This is a genomic window from Microbulbifer sp. ABF4_148, assembly GCF_056158985.1.
Window position 1 is genome coordinate 1,821,163 of record NZ_JBSWUI010000001.1, and the last position, 17,553, is coordinate 1,838,715.

A 17,553-nucleotide genomic window follows, 5' to 3' on the forward strand; every position below is an offset into this window, starting at 1 on the left:
CTATGGTACACAGCAAGGTACAGGCAGTTACCGAGCGCATTATTGAGCGCAGCGCGGAGACTCGCGCAGAGTATCTGGCCCAGATTGAGCAGGCCCATATTGACGGCCCTGCCAGTAGTCACTTGTCCTGCGGAAATCTCGCCCACGCCATTGCGGCTTCCCCCGCGCATGAAAAAGACCTGATCGCTACCGGTCGTGGACCCAACCTGGCGATCGTGACCGCCTACAACGACATGCTGTCGGCTCACCAGCCTTACGGCACTTATCCTGAAATGTTGAAAGAAGCTGCGGCGCGCAACGGCGCGACCGCGCAGGTTGCGGGCGGCGTGCCGGCAATGTGTGACGGTGTCACGCAGGGCCGTGCAGGTATGGAGTTGAGCCTGTTCTCCCGCGACGTTATCGCGATGTCCACCGCAGTGTCTCTGTCCCACGATGTGTTCGACGGCAGTATGTACCTCGGTATCTGCGACAAGATCGTTCCGGGCCTGGTCATTGGTGCGCTGTCGTTTGGCCACCTGCCGGCAATGTTCATTCCGGCGGGTCCGATGCCCACGGGGCTGGCGAACGCCGAAAAAGTGCGTGTGCGTCAGCTCTACGCCGAAGGCAAAGTCGGTCGTAAAGAGTTGCTCGAAGCAGAGTGTGCCTCTTACCACAGCCCGGGCACCTGTACATTCTACGGTACCGCCAACAGCAACCAGATGCTGGTTGAAATCATGGGCCTGCAGCTGCCGGGCAGTTCTTTTGTGAATCCGGCCACCGAGTTGCGCCAGGCACTGAATGAGGCGGCTGTCAGCCAGCTGGTAAAAATTTCCGAGCCAAGTAGTTACACCCCGATCGCGAAAATCCTGACGGAAAAAGTATTCGTGAACGGCATTGTTGGCCTGCTGGCGACCGGCGGTTCCACCAACCATACCCTGCACCTGATTGCCATGGCGCGCGCCGCGGGTATTCAGATTACCTGGCAGGATATGGCGGAGCTTTCTGAAGTGATTCCGCTGTTGTGCCACGTGTATCCGAACGGCACGGCAGATATCAACCAGTTCGCCGCCGCGGGCGGTATGCAGTACCTGATCAAGGAACTGGTGGGTGCGGGCCTGCTGCACAGTGATGTGCACACCGTGATGGGCGATTCCGGCCTGGAGCCCTATTGCCAGGATCCGTTCCTTGGCGAGGACAAGGCGAGTGTGGTGTGGAAGCCGACTACGGAAGAGAGCGGTGACACGTCGATTATTCGTCCCGCTTCCGATCCTTTCTCCAGTCACGGCGGCCTTCAGTTGCTGGAAGGCAATATGGGACGCAGCGTGATCAAGGTGTCAGCGCTGAAGCCCGAACAGCACAAGGTCACCGCGCCGGCCATTGTTCTGCATAGCCAGGACGCGCTGTTGGATAAATTCAAGGCCGGAGAGCTGGAACGCGACTTTGTCGCCGTTGTGCGTTTCCAGGGGCCGAAAGCCAATGGTATGCCGGAGCTGCACAAACTGACCCCGACCCTGGGTGTGCTGCAGGATCGTGGTTTCAAGGTGGCGCTGGTTACCGATGGCCGTATGTCCGGTGCGTCGGGCAAGGTGCCGGCAGCGATCCATATGGCGCCGGAAGCACTGGATGGTGGCGCCATCGCGAAAGTACGCGAAGGCGACATGATCGAACTGGATGCTGAAGCGGGTGTGCTACGCGTACTCGTTGATGAAGCAGAGTTCGAAGCTCGTGAAGCTGCAACTGCAGACCTCAGCGAAAATGGCCGTGGTATGGGCCGTGAGTTGTTTAAAAACCTGCGCGCCCTGGCGAGCGGTGCGGAGAGTGGCGCCAGTATTCTGTACTGAGTGGCGAAATAATCACGGGATTGCAGAGCAAAAATTATGATTAATCCTTTTGATATGGTGTTGTTCGGCGGGGTTGGCGACCTTGCCCTGCGCAAGCTGATTCCGGCGCTGTACCGCGCCCACATTGAAGGCGGCCTCCACGACGAGAGCCGCATTCTGCCTATCTGTCGTCGCGATGAAGACGCAGAAAAGTATCTCGATATTGCCCACAATGCGCTGAAGACCTATCTGCGCGATGGCGAATACAGTGAGGCTAACTGGAAGTCTTTCAGCAAGCGCTTGCACGCGCTGGCACTGGATATCGCCACACCAGATGATCAGTGGGACAAGCTGATTGATGTCCTGGGTGGCGATACAGAACGCGTACGCCTGTTCTACCTGGCGATTCCACCGGCTGTATTCGGTCCCTGCTGCGAAAACCTCTCGATCAAGGGGTTGATCCATGAGCAGTCCCGTGTCGTGGTGGAAAAACCGCTGGGTTACAACGCGAAGACCTCGGATGAGATCAACGGCAAGATTGCGTCCTATTTCCCTGAGCAGCATATCTTCCGTATCGACCACTACCTGGGTAAGGAAACGGTCCAGAACCTCTTGGCACTGCGTTTCAGTAACGTGCTGTTCGAGCACCTCTGGGATGCCAGTGTGATCGATCACATTCAGATCAGTATCTCGGAAACCGTGGGCCTCGAGGGGCGCGCGGGCTTCTACGATGAAACCGGTGCGCTGCGGGACATGGTGCAGAACCACCTGCTGCAGCTGCTTTGCCTGATCGCGATGGAATCGCCCAACAGCATGTCGGCGAAAAATATTCGCATGGAGAAGATCAAGGTCCTCGAGGCGTTGCGACCGCTGGAGGGTGAGGGTGTCGATCGCGATACCGTGCGTGGGCAGTACGTTGCCGGTGGCCTTGGCGATGACCTGGTGCCCGGCTATCTGGAAGAGCTCAAGGAACCGGCAAGTAATACGGAAACGTTCGTCGCGATCCGCGCGCATATCGACAACTGGCGTTGGGCCGGTGTGCCGTTCTATCTGCGCACGGGCAAGCGAATGGAAAAACGCTGCGCGGAAATCGTAATTCAGTACAAGGATGTTTCCCACAAGGTGTATGAGGAGTCTGCTGGACAGGTGCTGCCCAATCGCCTGGTGATTCGCCTGCAGCCGGAAGAGAGCATCAAGCTGGTATTGATGGCCAAGAAGATGGATAGCCTCAGCATGGAGCTGCAGCCGGTTGAGCTGAACCTGACTCTGTCTGACACCTACGACAGTTTCCGCAGTGATGCTTACAAGCGTCTGATGCTGGATGCCGCTGCCAACAATTCAGCGCTGTTTATCCACCGCGAGGAGGTAGCCGCGGCCTGGGCATGGGTGGATTCCATTATTGATCACTGGCGGGATACCAATAGCCAGCCGCAGCTATACCGCGCTGGCAGCTGGGGGCCGCAGGCTTCCAATGAATTGTTGGAGCGGGATGGCCGACACTGGTTTAACCCATAACAAGCCGTGAGGCTGGAAAGTATTTCGGGTGCTGAATGCACCCGTTTAACAGGACTGAGTCTAAATCCATGATGGTTGAAGAAAAGTTTTTTCCCGATCGCGAGCGCCTGACCCTGGCTCTGGCCACCGAGTGCGCCAGCATCCTGCAGGCAGGTATCCGGGACAACGGTCGCGCGACGTTCCTGGTTTCCGGCGGTAGCACTCCGGAACCTGTGTATCGCGAGCTCTCCAAACGCCCGCTGCCCTGGGAAAAAATTAATGTGGCTCTGGTTGATGAGCGCTGGGTCAACCCCGGTGAAAGCGGTAGTAATCACACGTTCATCGAGAAAAGCCTGCTACAGAATTGTGCAGCCGATGCGCCGTTCCTCGGGATGAAAAATGGCGCAGCAACACCGGCGGAAGGGCAGGTGGATTGCGAGCGCGCCTATGAAGAGCTGCCGCAGCCGTTTGATATCTGTGTGTTGGGTATGGGTGGTGATGGGCATACCGCTTCTCTGTTTCCGTTTGCGGAAGGCCTGGAAGCGGCGCTCGATCCGGAGTCCTCAGAATTGTGTCGCGCAATCACCGCCAATCAAAGTGAAGTCACTGGCAGCCACGTGCAGCGTATGACGCTGAGTTTGTCGGCCATTTTGAAGGCGCGTGATATCAAGCTGCTGATTACCGGTGAGGAAAAGCTGCGTGTCTATCGAGAAGCACTGCTGGGAAGCGATGAGCTGGAAATGCCGGTGCGCGCGATTCTCAAACAGGGACTTAAGCCAGTCACTGTTTACTGGGCTCCCTGAGCGGCCGACTACTGTCGAAAAGTATTGTTTAACCAAAGAAAGTTAAAAAATCGGAATTGAGTAATGCAAGAAAAATTGGGTGAAGTGCTGGCGCAGGCGGGAGTCGTCCCCGTACTGGTGATTAACGATGTGGCAGAGGCTCTGCCGCTGGCCAGGGCGCTGGTTGAGGGCGGTTTGAATGTACTGGAGGTTACTCTGCGTACCGAAGCCGCTCTTGGTGCTGTCGAAGAAATTGCCCGTCACTTGCCGGATGCGCATGTCGGTACTGGAACGGTATTGAATGCGGATGACCTGCGTCGTTCTGTCGACGCAGGTGCGACCTTTATGGTGAGCCCTGGCGCTACAGAGGCGTTGCTGGATGCCGCTGAAGACTTCTCCGTACCGCTGCTGCCGGGCGCTGCGAGCCCCTCTGAAGTGATGCGTTTGTATGAGCGTGGTTATCGCTATCAGAAATTCTTCCCGGCCCAGGCGGCGGGTGGTGTGCCGATGCTCAAGTCCATCGGTGGCCCAATCGGGGACGTGAAGTTCTGCCCGACGGGCGGTGTGAGCCCTGCCAATGCCAACGAATACCTGTCTCTGCCAAACGTCGTTTGCGTGGGCGGGTCCTGGATGGCATCGCCGGCGCTGCTGAAAGAAGGTAACTGGGATGAGGTTACCCGTCTGGCGCGCGAAGCGGCTGCGTTGAGCAAGTAAGGCTTACGAGCCAAAAACCTGAGTGAAATTTCCTTTAAGAGTGCCGTTCAAGAGCGGCGAACTTTTACAAAATAACTGCAAATAATCGAGGCTAGTGTAATGAAACTGCGAATTGCCATTAACGGTTACGGTCGTATTGGCCGCAATGTCACCCGAGCGATCTATGAGTCCGGCTACAATGATCGTGTTCAGCTGGTTGCGATCAATGACCTGGCACCGGTGGAGGCCAATGCACACCTGACCCGCTTCGATACCATTCACGGTCGTTTCAACACCCCGGTGGCTGTTGACTCCGAAGAGCTGATTATCGGCGGCGACCGCATCAAGGTGTGTCAGGAACGCGATCCGGCCCAGTTGCCCTGGGAAGCCCTGGGCGTTGATCTGGTGCTGGAATGTACCGGCCGCTTTACCGGCAAGGAAGCGGCTTCCGCGCACATTCAGGCCGGTGCCAGGGCGGTATTGATTTCCGCACCGTCCAAGGATGCCGACCTGACCGTCGTCTACGGCGTAAACCATGACAAGCTTGCAGCGGATCACACTGTGGTATCCAACGCTTCCTGTACCACCAACTGCCTGGCGCCGGTTGCGCGCGCGTTGCACGCAGAGCTGGGTATCGAGCGTGGCTTCATGACCACGGTGCACGCCTACACCAATGACCAGAATACCCAGGACGCGGTACACGCGGATATCTATCGTGCCCGCGCTGCGGCCGACAATATGATCCCGACCAAAACCGGTGCAGCAGCCGCTGTTGGCCTGGTATTGCCGGAGCTGAAGGGACGCCTGGACGGTATGGCGGTTCGTGTACCGGTCAACAATGTCTCCCTGGTGGACTGCCAGTTTATTGCCGGTCGCGACACCACTGCAGAAGAAGTGAATGAAATTATGCGCAAGGCCGCCGATGCGAGTGGTGGTGTGTTGACTTACTGTGACCAGCCGCTGGTTTCCGTGGACTTCAACCACACAACCGCATCGAGCCACTTTGATGCCAATCACACCCGCGTGAACGGCAACCTGGTCAAGGTGATGGCCTGGTATGACAACGAGTGGGGCTTCTCCCACCGTATGCTCGATACCAGTCTGGCAATGGCAGAGACCCTGCAGCTGGGTTGATCATTGCCGGCAAAGTGCGACGACAGAGAGTTTTGGGGCGCAGGGCGCCCCAGTCCAACAAAAAATTAAATGACTGGTCCTTATGATTCGACATACCAAAATTGTTGCCACCCTTGGCCCGGGTACCGACAAGCCCCACGTTATTGAGGAAATGGTTCGTGCAGGCGTGAACGTTGTTCGCCTGAACTTTTCCCATGGCAGCGCAGACGATCATCGCAATCGTGTTAATGCGGTGCGCGAAGCTGCTGCCGCGCAGAACAAGCTTGTCGCGGTGCTCGGCGATTTGCAGGGGCCAAAGATCCGTATCGCCCGCTTTGCTGAGGGCAGTATCTGGCTGGAGAACAACAGTGAGTTCACCCTGGATGCGGATTGTCCCCCGGAAGGTGGCGATCAGCAGCGGGTTGGTGTCGATTATCCTTCTCTGATTGAAGACTGTCGCCCTGGCAATATTCTGCTGCTGGATGATGGCAAGATTCGACTGGAAGTGACCGGCACTTCCCCGACCAAGCTGTACTGTCGTGTGCTGCAGGGCGGCAAACTGTCGAACAACAAGGGTATCAACCTGTTGGGCGGCGGTCTGTCTGCGCCGGCACTGACGGAAAAAGATTATCGGGATATCGAGCTGGCAGCAGAGCTGGAAGTGGATTTCCTGGCTGTGAGCTTTCCCCGTTGTGCCGAGGACCTGGAAACGGCCCGTGCGGCCCTGAAAAAGGCCGGTGGCAGTGCTGCCATCGTGGCAAAGGTCGAGCGCGCGGAAGCCGTTGGCGATGACCAGCAAATGGACGATCTGATTCGGGCTTCCGATGCGATTATGGTTGCGCGCGGAGACCTGGGTGTCGAGATTGGTGATGCTGCGCTGATTGGTGTGCAGAAGAAGCTGATCAATCGCGCAAATGCATTGAATCGTGGTGTGATTACGGCCACCCAGATGATGGAATCCATGATCACCAGCCCCACGCCAACCCGTGCGGAAGTGATGGACGTGGCAAACGCGGTGCTGGACGGTACCGACGCCGTCATGCTCTCCGCGGAAACGGCGGCCGGCGATTTCCCGGTCGCGGCAGTGGAATCCATGAGCGAAGTGATCATCGGTGCCGAGCAGTATCTCGACACTGTGCCCCACGTGTCTTCTGCCCAGGCCTCTGCTGAACGTATTGATACCGTGATTGCCCAGGCCGCGATTGATGTGGCGTCCCGCGTCGAGAACCTGTGTGCCGTTGCCGCGCTCACCGAGTCCGGACGTACGCCACGTATGATGTCGCGAACGGCGCGATTGCCCATTTACGCACTGACTCGCCACCCGGCGGTTGCCCGTCAGCTGGTATTGCTGCGTGGCGTAGAGCCGGTGGATTTTGATCCTGCCGCGGTGCCACTGGGCCACCTGACCGAGTCGATCATCGAGGTGCTCGGCGCCCGAATCGATCTGCAAAAGGGGCAGCGTGTTCTGATTACTCAGGGCGAGCGTCTCAATGTCGGTGGTATGACCAGCTCAATGCGTATCAAAGAAATCGAGTAACGCCCGACGGTTATTGGCTCCCATCCCGCAGCGGGGTGGGGGTCTTTTTCCCGTTCTTTCGCTTCTTTTTCTCGGCTGTCTCCTGCCTGTCTCTCACCTTCCTCTCACTTGTCTCTCACATTTGACTGCTTATTGATCACTCTCTAGCATTCTGGCTGGTTAATTCGGGACGAGGGCGTCGTGCCCCTGAACTTCCGCACCTCCCGCAGTGTTGCCTCCACTGTTGCCTAACTGATTGAATTGTAAAGATTTTGATAATGGGCGCGGCCGATGGGAGCCCAACCAATCGCCCGCACCGAGTGTTTTTTACGGCAAAGGCGGTAGCAATTCCGGGGAATCCTGTGTATCTTCGATCATCGAGAATGACAGCGCTATCATAAAACTGAATGACAGCGCTATCATTTGGCGGTACAAGGTGAAACAAAAAAATTACTTACAACCTTCATATAAAAAGCAAGGAAGGGGAAATCGATGCTTAAGCGCAATCAACTCGCTCTGTCTATCAGTGCGGCGGTACTTAGTGGCGGCCTGATGGCTCCGCTGGCTATTGCCCAGTCTGGTGAAGCTCTCGAGGAAGTCTCTGTAACCGGTATTCGCGGTGCTCTGCAGGACGCGGTCAACATCAAGCGTGATGCGACTGCCCTGGTTGACGCCGTTTCTGCGGAAGACGTGGGTAAGTTCCCGGACTCCGACGTGGGTGAAGCTCTGGGTCGTATCCCGGGCATTACCGTCGGCCGTGCTTTCGGTCAGGGTGCTTCCGTGTCCATTCGCGGCGCAGCGCCGCAGATGACGCTGACCCAGCTGAACGGTCAGAACGTTGCTTCCACCGGCTGGTTCGACCAGATCCCGGTAGACCGCAGCTTCAACTACTCCCTGCTGCCAGCCGAACTGATTGGCGGTATCGAGGTATACAAGTCCTCGCAGGCTGACCTGAATGAAGGCGGTATTGGCGGTACGGTTATCGTCAACACTCGCAAGCCTCTGGACATGGACGCCAACACTGCGTTCCTGGGTACCAAGGCAAAATTCGGTTCCATCAGCGATGAGCTGTCTCCGGAAGTGTCCGGCCTTTACAGCTGGAAGAACGACGAGGAAACCTTCGGTGTTCTCGTTGCGGCTGCCAGTGAAGACAGCGAATACGTACGTCGCGGTACTGAATCTGATTACCGCTGGTGGGGCGATGTTGCACCGACTACTTTCCTGCAGGATCGTGAGCGCACTGCACTGGATCTGACCCTGCAGTATGCGCCGTCAGAATCCCTGTCCTTCACTCTGCACTCCATGTCCCTGGACCTGAAGGCAGACAACACCAACACCAGCCTGTACCTGTTCTCCCTGTTTGATAACGGTGGCCTGACTTGTCACAGCACCAACGCTGCGGGCCTGTGTACTTCCAGCACTACCGAGAATTCTCAGTTCGGTGACCTGGAAATCGGTTGGGCCGGTGGCGCCCTGGGTAATGAGACCTTTATTCAGACCTGGGGTCGTCGTTCTGCGATGAGCTCTGATACGTTCGACTTCAGCGGCGACTACGAAGGCGACGGCTATCGCGTAAGCGGTAGCGTAGGTTCTACCAAGGCAGAAGGTGGTACAGATTTCACCACCAACTTCCAGCACTTCCCGAGCCTGGGTGACACCATGTCCCTGTGGGAAGGTTCTATTGATGCCACCGGCAACCAGATCAAGATCAATCCGACCATGGATCCGAGCCTGACTCTGGCTGACTTCGCCGATACCACCTCTCCGCAAGGTTGGGCTGTGGGTAGCGGCCCTGCGCAGGACGAAGAAGTCTACGCGCAGATGGATGTTGAGTTCGATCTCGATGCTGGCATCCTGACCTCGTTCAAGACCGGCGTACGCTGGACTGACCACGAAGTGAACCGTCGCGCTTACCGCGGTGTGGTAACCAATCCCGTTGTTGTTGATACCTCTTCCGTCTACGGCGGTCTGTTTGAAGTCGGTTCCAACGGCTTTACTGCGCCCAAACCGAACCTCGGTGCCATGGTTGCTGCCACCAAGGCGAGCATCGATGAGTGGGTAGAAGCCCGTGCCGGTTACTCTGACCTGAGCGAAGAGAACACTGCGCTGTACGGTATGTTCACTTTCGAGTCTGGCGACATCCGCGGTAACTTTGGTCTGCGTTATATCTCCACCGACGTGACCCGTACCCAGTATGAGCTGGACGGCTCTGCGCTGGCAGCTGGCGATTTGCCGCGTAACAACGGTTACAGCTACTCCCTGACTGACCACACTGCAGACTACAGCGACGTTCTGCCGAGCGTAAACGTTGTGTACGACCTGTCTGACGATGTGATTCTGCGCGCATCTGTCTCTCAGGCGATCACTCGCCCGAGCTACGACGACATGCTGGTGACTTACTCTGGTTACGACGATACCAATGCGTTCAACCAGACCGCACGTCTGGGTAGTGAAGGTCTGTTGCCGATGAAGGCCACTGTGGCTGACTTTGCGGCCGAGTACTACTACGGCGAAGGCAACCTGGTTTCTGCCACCCTGTTCGTGAAGTCTATCGACGACTTCGTGACTTCTCGCATCGTTACCGACCAGTCTATCGGTCTGGTGGATCCTGACGGTGGTGACAGCTGGGCTGTTGAAACCCTGGAAAACGCTGGCGGCGCTGACATCACCGGCCTCGAGCTGCAGTGGCAGCACGCGTTCGACAACGGTTTCGGTTTTGCGGCTAACTACACCTATACCGACGCCGAAGCGCCGAAAGACTCCTACGCTGATCAGCTGACGCTGTTCACCGAGTCTTCCGAGCATGCGTACAACGTAGTGGGTTACTGGGAGAATGACATGTTCTCCGTTCGGACCGCATACAACTATCGCTCCGAGTACATGGTGCGTGATGGTGGTTTCTGGTACGGTAACCGTATGCACGACGACTTTGGTTCCCTCGACCTGAGTGCCAACTGGTACGTTACCGAAAACCTGGATGTGACTTTTGAAGCAGTAAACCTGCTGAAAGAAGACGATATCCAGTACGGTGCGGCTGGCGTTGAAAGCTCGGCTACTGGTGTGAAAGGATCCCTGCAGGAAGGGTTCCCCGCATGGTCATTTGAAGGCGAAGCTGTGTACCAGTTCGGTGCCAGCTACAAGTTCTAAGATCATGAGTTAAGAAAAAGCCCAGCGTATTGCTGGGCTTTTTTTTGTCCGGAGGTAAGTGAACTTGAAAATTAGAAAAATTGCGATTGTCGGTGGTGGCACAGCAGGCTGGATGGCAGCGAACCATCTCGGTGTTGAGCTTGGCCGCGATCCGGATATCGAAATTACCCTGATCGAATCCCCGGATGTGCCGGTTATCGGCGTGGGGGAGGGCACGGTCCCGAAGATCAAGGAAACCCTGAACAAGTTCGGCATATCGGAAGTCGACTTGCTCGCCAGTTGCGATACGACCTTCAAAACGGGTATCAAGTTTTCCAACTGGATGTCGGGAGCGGGAAATCCGGACAAAAATTTTTACTACCACCCGTTCAGCTCGCCTTATCCGGACGGATTTGACGTGACCGATTACTGGCTGGGTGCACAGAATCCTGCGGAGTTTTCCCGGCTTTCCGAAATTTATGATGTAGCCGAATCCAACCGCTGCCCCAAGCTCAAGTCATCGCGCCCTTATCTGGGGGCGGTGGATTATGCCTACCATTTTAATGCCGGAAAGTTTTCGGAATTGCTCGCCACCAATGCGAAAAAGCGTTTTGGGGTCGGGCACAAGTTTGCAACCGTGGATCGGACGCTGCTGGATCGCCACGGGAATATTCGTTCTCTTGTGTACGCCACGGGAGAAGAAGAGTCATTTGATTTCTATATCGATTGTTCGGGTTTCCATGGGGTGCTGATGGGCGGGGCGCTGGAGGTTCCGTTTGTCGACAAGTCGGATCAGATTCTCACCGATACTGCACTGGTGTTGCAGGAGCCGACCGAGCCGAGTGAAGAAATTCAGCCCTATACCACGGCGCATGCACATTCGGCTGGCTGGATCTGGGATATCCCACTGACGAATCGCCGCGGACTGGGCTTTGTCTATTCGAGCAACCATATGGGTGAGGATGCGGCGGCAGCCGAGTTCTCTGGCTACCTCGGTCGCGAAGTGAATGCTGACCAGTTGCGCAAGATCCCCATGAAGATCGGTTACCGCCGCGACTTCTGGAAGAAAAACTGCGTATCGCTGGGTTTGGCCCAGGGGTTTGTTGAGCCGCTTGAGGCAACCTCGATTCTGGTCACGGATTTCTCCGCCAGTCTGCTGGCACGGAGTTTCCCCAGGGAAATGAGCGATGTTGCCCTGTTGTCCGACTATTACAACAAGGCGGTCGAGTACACCTGGGAACGGGTGATTGATTTTGTTCAGCTGCATTATTGCATTTCTGACCGGCGGGATACGGCGTTCTGGGTTGACTGCACCGAGCAGGCTCCGCGCTCAGACGTGCTCACAGAGAGGCTGGCACGTTGGGCGGTAACAGTTCCGCGAAAGTCTGATTTTTTCAGTGCCTTTGATATTTTTGGTATCGAGAACCATTTGTTTGTTCTCTACGGTATGCAGTACCAAACGCGCCCGGTTTTTATTGGCGAAAGAGAAGGGCAGCATGCCGAGAAAATTCTCGATGAGCTGGGCAAGCGGTCTGCAGGTATGGCCGGCGAGCTGATGTCGCACAGGGCCTGGCTGACAGAGCTGCAGCGTCAATTGGCAAGGAGATCATAAGTGCGCGTGAACGAATCTGCGCTGGGTAACGCCCAGCTGCAAGAGTTGGGCGATGACAAGAGTCGGGTGCTCATTGTTGATGATTTTCTGCAGGAGCCCGGGGCGCTGGTGGCGTTTGCGCAGTCGGTGCAGTTTACCCCCTACCCGATCGCCGTCGAGAAAAAAGGCTATCCCGGTGTAAGGGCGGCGGCACCGTCTGCCTATGGTGATCTGGTCAGGCAGCATATTGACCCCCTGTTGCGCGAGCGGTTTGGTGTTGCGGCAGAGTCGACGCTGACCACCTATCAGGAGGCACTCAACCTGATTTCGGTCCCTGAGCCGGAGCTTGGGCCGCTGCAACGTGTCCCCCACTTCGATGCCAGCGATCCCGGTTTCTACGCGGTGTTGCTGTACCTGTGTGATGAGGCGCATGGTGGTACCGGTTTTTATCGCCACAACAGCACAGGGTTTGAGATGATCACCCCCGAGCGGTGCGAGCAGTACCTGGATCGCTGTTACGAGGAGTTCAATAGCCGCCGCCTGCCAAAACGCTACTTTTCAGGGTCCGATACGCTCTTTACGAGAATTGGTTACGTGCCGGCGCGGTACAACCGTCTGGTGGTCTACCGCGGAGGCTTCCTGCATAGCGCCAATCTGGGCGGGGAGCACAGTATTAGTCTCAACCCGGTTACTGGCAGGTTAACGGCGAACGTCTTTATCGGTTATTCCTGAGGGACAGGTGGGGTGCAACTTGCTGCACGTTCCCGCTGACGGGGCGTAAATGGGCTGTTTTGGCGGATTGGTACCCTATGTCGGCCCGGTTGACCGCTCAGACCGTGTTGGTGCTGGCCGTAATTGACGGGCTTTGGGAGGGGATTGAATAAATCCTGGAAAATCGGCGGTAAATGCTTCCCTTTTGCCCCGCTAAAAATATACTGTCCCATCACTTTTAAGAATAACCAACGAACCTGATGGTGTTGTATGTCCGAGAACCAAACTCCCAAGATCGTTCCCCTGACTAAAGAAGCCCACGGCGGCAAGAAAATCCGTGAGCTGGGTGGCTTCGATCACGTGAAGGGCGCGCACATGGTGCCGGTTACTGCGCACGAGATTGCTCGCCTGAGTGCGGAATACCCTATCGTTTTTGTCAAGAATACAGACAATGGTGAATTCCAGGCCGTTGCGCTGCTGGGCCTCAAAGTGGGTGAAAACCTGTTCCTGAACGAAGAGAAGTGGCAGGGCGTGTACATGCCGGCCAGCATTCGCAACCATCCGTTCGTTCTGGCTCCGGCCGGTAAAGACAGCGATCAGCTGGTTGTCGGCATCATGGAAGACAGCCCGCTGGTCAGCGACGACGAGGGTGCGGCCCTGTTCACTGAAGAAGGCGAAGAGTCTGATTACCTGAAGGCGAAGAAGGAAAGCCTGGTCGCGTTCCTCGAGAGCGACCAGATGACCCGTGCCTTTGTAAAGGTTCTGGCTGAGAAGGAACTGCTGACCCAGCAGGCCGTCACCATCAACGCCGGTGAAGAAAAGATCAACCTGAGCGGTATGTACATCGTTGACGAGAAGAAGCTCAACGAGCTGAGCGAAGAAGACTTTGCGGACTTCCGCAAGCGTGGCTTCCTGCCGCCGCTGTACGCTCAGCTGACTTCCCTGCATCAGTTCACCAAGCTGGCCAAGATGCGCGCAACCCAGTAAGGGTTGTTCCGGCCACGATGGTCGGTGGGGTGAGGGCGATCGTTTGCGGCGCGCTCACCCCGAGTCTCTCCTTATTTCAGATGTCTATCTCCGCGCTCCGTCGCCTGCTGCCCTGGCTTAGCTTTCTGGCTGTTTTTTATACCGGCTGGCTGTTGCTGGTGGCTGGTAATGATCTGTGGCATCTGGTCTCTGAACACTGGCCGATGGCGGTTTCCATGGCCGTCGGTAGCTATGCGGCTGGCTCTACGCCCATGGGCGGCGGTACCGTGGGTTTTCCCGTGCTGGTACTGCTATTTGATATGCCTGCGAGTCTGGGGCGCGACTTCAGTTTTGCGGTGCAGTCCATTGGCATGGTGAGTGCCAGTATATTTATCTTCTGTCGCCGCCAGGTGTTGGCGTGGTCGATGCTGCGGGGTTCCCTGCTGGGGGTTCTGATGGCGACGCCGCTGGGTATCCTGCTGTTCGCGCCGATCGTGCCTGAATTGTGGGTGAAGCTGGTGTTCGCTGTGCTGTGGGGCAGCTTCGGCATTCTGCATCTGTATCGACTGCGGGAAATTACCGCGCAAGACCACAAGGGTGACCCGAACTGTCCTGTCGATTTCCGCGTGGGGTTGTTGCTGGGTGCCGTAGCCGGTTTTAGCGCGGTCGCGGTAACCGGAGTCGGCGTTGATATGGTGATCTACGCGGCACTGGTCCTGCTGACGCGGGTGGATCTCAAGGTGGCTATTCCCACCTCGGTGGTCATTATGGCGTTTGCCTCTGTGGTTGGCGTGTTGGTGAAAACGGCGGCTGGTGACTGGCAGCCTGGTGTGTTCGGCAACTGGTTGGCGGCTGCCCCTATCGTCGCGCTGGGCGCGCCGCTGGGCGTCTTTGTGGTTGGCCTGATCGGTCGCCGTCCCACGCTGCTGGTGGTGTCCTTCCTGTGTGTGGTGCAGTTTGTCTGGACCTGTGTGGCAGAGCGGCAGACTCTGGGCGTCAGCGGTGTACTGCTGGCGCTGATGGCTGTGCTGCTGTGTCTGGCCGGCTTTGAGTGGCTGCGCTATCTCGGCCTGCGCAGAGAGGCGCGTCGGGTGGCGGTGCAGGCAGCGGGTATGCCGGCGATGGCCACGGAAACTCTCGCCATGGATGCGCAGTAACCTGGTCTTCCCCGCTGCGGCTATCCCTTCTCACTGTCTCGTGAATGTGACCGATCCTCTGTTGGGGTGTCAGCCCGGTGGCGCTTGGTGTGCGCTGCTGTCGTGCGCGAGCAGTTGGATCATGACCGGGAATGGAGACACAAAAAAAGGAGCCGTAAGGCTCCTTTTTTTGTTGGCAGCTTGAGCTGCCGAATATGGCTGGGGTAGTAGGACTCGAACCTACGCATGACGGGATCAAAACCCGCTGCCTTACCAACTTGGCTATACCCCAGTAAGGAAAGTGGTAGCAAGGGGGAGACTTGAACTCCCGACCTCAGCATTATGAGTGCTGCGCTCTAACCAGCTGAGCTACCTTGCCACTGCACGTCTCGGTGTGTCCGAGGGCGCGCATTATCAGTCGATGGCCCGGGACTGTCAACCCCTTTTTTTGTTGTCTTTTCAACAAGTTAGTGACTACCGGGCCGTCGCTCAAAAAAGCTGCTGGCAGATCAGCGGCTGCGGCCAATGGCGGCGAACAGCGAGCCGCACACGACGATTATTGCGCCGAGCCAGCTGATCCAGTTCAGGGGTTCCACTGCAATGTAATCGGGCCAGATGGCGCCGATCAGGCTGCTGATCAACAGGGTCAGCAATGGCACCAGGGCGAGAGTGGCGCTGACCCGGGAGGCCTCCCAGCAGGCAAGTGCCTTGGTAAATGCGCCGTAGGCAATCAGGGTATTCAAGGTGACAAATGCCAGCAGAACCCAGCCCAGGCTGTCCAGCCCCTTGACGCTCATTGGCTCTGCGCCGGGCAGGAACACGATGGTGCCGACGATGTAGATCAGCACCAGCAGATCCTGTGGCGAGGCGTGCATGAGAATCTTCTTCTGGTAGAAGCCGTAAACCGCCCAGCCCACCGCGGCGAGGATGGTGAGGCCAACGCCGAGGAGATATTGCGGGTCTGCGCCGCTGAGGAGCTCGGGCAGGCGCTGGTTGAAGAACAGCAGGAGGCCGACGACGACCATGGCGACGCCCGCCCACTGGCGCGGAGAAAATTGCTCCCCCAGCCAGACGACACTGGCAACCAGCAGAAGCAAAGGGGCCAGCTGAATCAGTACCTGTACGGCGCCAGGGGTAATGAACTGCAGTCCCTTCGCATAGGCGAGGTAATTCCCCAGCAGGCCGATCACGCCCAGAACGGTCATCGAGGCGATCCCGCCGGTGAACAGGCTTTTCAGATCCAGGCGGTTTTTCCAGCCGTAGTAGCCCCCGGCGACGATCATTGCGCCAAGAAACCGGTACCAGGTGGCGGTCGTGGGCGATATGTCGCTGAGCAGCCCCTTCAGTGCAATGGGGAGCAGAGCCCACATCAGGGTCGTGACCAGGGCCATGGAGAGGCCCAGGCGCCAGTTGTATTGCGGCATGGCAGGTTGTTCCCGTCAGGGGCGTACGAATAGGGAGGAGGGCGCCACCGGGGAGCTCCGGCGGCGCAGCAGATCAGACGTTGAAGCGGAAGTGAATCACGTCGCCGTCTGCGACAACATAGTCTTTACCTTCCAGGCGCCATTTACCGGCTTCTTTGGCGCCGCTCTCACCGTTGTGCTCCACATAGTCGCTGTAGCTGACGACTTCTGCGCGGATAAAGCCCTTCTCAAAATCCGTGTGGATTTTGCCGGCGCCTTGGGGAGCGGTTGCGCCCAGCGGGATGGTCCAGGCGCGCACTTCCTTCACGCCCGCGGTGAAGTACGTGTGGAGGCCCAGCAACTGGTATCCCGCACGAATGACGCGGTTAAGGCCTGGCTCTTCCATGCCCAGCTCTTCGAGAAACTCGCTCTTTTCATCGTCATCCAGCTCGGCGATTTCCGCCTCGAGCTTGTTGCAGATGGGCACCAGTACCGCATTTTCTTCTGCGGCGATGGCCGCTACGGCATCCAGGTGTGGATTGTTTTCGAAGCCGTCTTCGTCCACGTTGGCGATATACATGGTGGGCTTGACGGTCAACAGGCTGAGCTCCTGCAGATCGGCCAGCTCGTCATCGCTCAGGCCGAAGGAACGCAGGGGCTTGGCCTCGTTCAGGTGTGGCAGGATTTTTTCCAGCAGAGCCTTCATCTTGATGGCGTGCTTGTCCTGCCCCTTGGCGGCGCGGGTAAAGCGCTGCAGGGCGCGCTCGACGGTGTCCAGGTCTGCCAGAGCCAGCTCGGTATTGATGATTTCGATATCTGCGGCGGGATGCACCTGATTGGCGACGTGGATGACGTTGTCATCTTCGAAGCAGCGGACGACATGCGCGATGGCATCGGTCTCGCGAATGTTGGCAAGGAACTTGTTACCCAGGCCTTCCCCTTTGGAGGCGCCAGCCACCAGGCCCGCAATGTCGGTAAATTCCATGGTGGTGGGGATGACTTTTTCCGGCTTTACGATTTCCGCCAGTTTGTCGAGGCGTGCATCCGGTACCGGTACGACGCCGGCATTGGGCTCGATCGTACAGAAAGGGAAGTTTTCTGCATCAATGCCCGCCTTGGTCAGGGCGTTGAACAGGGTGGATTTGCCGACGTTGGGCAGTCCGACAATACCGCAAGTAAAACCCATGGTCTGGTTCCTGTGTGCTTCGTCTGGGCAAGCAGGC

At 57.3% G+C, this 17,553-nt stretch carries 13 protein-coding genes and 2 tRNA genes; 11 read left to right on the plus strand and 4 right to left on the minus strand.

Features of this window, described 5'->3' with window-relative positions; translation table 11 throughout:
• Nucleotides 1–2: 2 nt before the first annotated feature.
• From edd to ACXAD0_RS07925, 11 genes are all read left to right on the plus strand, one after another.
• A complete protein-coding gene (edd, locus tag ACXAD0_RS07875) occupies nt 3–1,820 on the plus strand; it encodes a phosphogluconate dehydratase (protein WP_475087824.1) in 1,818 nt (605 codons plus the stop codon).
• 36 nt (nt 1,821–1,856) lie between these two features.
• Entirely contained in the window at nt 1,857–3,314 is a 1,458-nt protein-coding gene (gene zwf, locus ACXAD0_RS07880) for a glucose-6-phosphate dehydrogenase (protein ID WP_475087825.1), read from the plus strand.
• A gap of 68 nt (nt 3,315–3,382) precedes the next feature.
• A complete protein-coding gene (gene pgl / locus ACXAD0_RS07885) occupies nt 3,383–4,096 on the plus strand; it encodes a 6-phosphogluconolactonase (RefSeq protein ID WP_475087826.1) in 714 nt (237 codons plus the stop codon).
• Nucleotides 4,097–4,159: 63 nt separating this feature from the next.
• Entirely contained in the window at nt 4,160–4,789 is a 630-nt protein-coding gene (locus ACXAD0_RS07890) for a bifunctional 4-hydroxy-2-oxoglutarate aldolase/2-dehydro-3-deoxy-phosphogluconate aldolase (protein ID WP_475087827.1), read from the plus strand.
• A 99-nt stretch (nt 4,790–4,888) separates the two neighbouring features.
• Nucleotides 4,889–5,902 (plus strand): type I glyceraldehyde-3-phosphate dehydrogenase, encoded by a 1,014-nt coding sequence (gap, locus tag ACXAD0_RS07895; protein WP_475087828.1) that lies wholly within the window; start codon nt 4,889–4,891, stop codon nt 5,900–5,902.
• An 82-nt stretch (nt 5,903–5,984) separates the two neighbouring features.
• Nucleotides 5,985–7,418: a pyruvate kinase gene (gene pyk, locus ACXAD0_RS07900; RefSeq protein ID WP_475087829.1), complete on the plus strand. Its 1,434-nt coding sequence runs from the start codon at nt 5,985–5,987 to the stop codon at nt 7,416–7,418.
• A 471-nt stretch (nt 7,419–7,889) separates the two neighbouring features.
• Nucleotides 7,890–10,544, plus strand: a complete 2,655-nt coding sequence (locus tag ACXAD0_RS07905) for a TonB-dependent receptor (RefSeq protein ID WP_475087830.1) — start codon at nt 7,890–7,892, stop codon at nt 10,542–10,544.
• 64 nt (nt 10,545–10,608) lie between these two features.
• Nucleotides 10,609–12,135, plus strand: coding sequence for a tryptophan halogenase family protein (locus ACXAD0_RS07910; protein WP_475087831.1), 1,527 nt, complete (start codon nt 10,609–10,611; stop codon nt 12,133–12,135).
• Nucleotides 12,136–12,846 carry a DUF6445 family protein gene (locus tag ACXAD0_RS07915; RefSeq protein ID WP_475087832.1) on the plus strand — a complete coding sequence of 237 codons (711 nt, stop codon included), beginning with the start codon at nt 12,136–12,138 and terminating at the stop codon, nt 12,844–12,846. It abuts the gene before it with no gap.
• 249 nt (nt 12,847–13,095) lie between these two features.
• A complete protein-coding gene (locus ACXAD0_RS07920; RefSeq protein ID WP_475087833.1) occupies nt 13,096–13,812 on the plus strand; it encodes a SapC family protein in 717 nt (238 codons plus the stop codon).
• Between the two features lie 80 nt (nt 13,813–13,892).
• Nucleotides 13,893–14,948: a sulfite exporter TauE/SafE family protein gene (locus tag ACXAD0_RS07925; protein ID WP_475087834.1), complete on the plus strand. Its 1,056-nt coding sequence runs from the start codon at nt 13,893–13,895 to the stop codon at nt 14,946–14,948.
• 195 nt (nt 14,949–15,143) lie between these two features.
• Here the strand turns inward: ACXAD0_RS07925 and ACXAD0_RS07930 are convergent.
• The 4 genes from ACXAD0_RS07930 to ychF all read right to left on the minus strand — a co-directional run bounded on the left by ACXAD0_RS07930 (nt 15,144) and on the right by ychF (nt 17,516).
• Nucleotides 15,144–15,219: transfer RNA gene (locus tag ACXAD0_RS07930), tRNA-Gln, on the minus strand.
• A 10-nt stretch (nt 15,220–15,229) separates the two neighbouring features.
• Nucleotides 15,230–15,306 (minus strand) — tRNA-Met (locus ACXAD0_RS07935).
• A gap of 130 nt (nt 15,307–15,436) precedes the next feature.
• The gene (locus ACXAD0_RS07940; protein ID WP_475087835.1) at nt 15,437–16,351 is read right to left on the minus strand and encodes a DMT family transporter; all 915 of its coding nucleotides are present in this window, start codon (nt 16,349–16,351) and stop codon (nt 15,437–15,439) included.
• Between the two features lie 73 nt (nt 16,352–16,424).
• A complete protein-coding gene (ychF, locus tag ACXAD0_RS07945) occupies nt 16,425–17,516 on the minus strand; it encodes a redox-regulated ATPase YchF (protein ID WP_475087836.1) in 1,092 nt (363 codons plus the stop codon).
• Between the last annotated feature and the right edge of the window lie 37 nt (nt 17,517–17,553).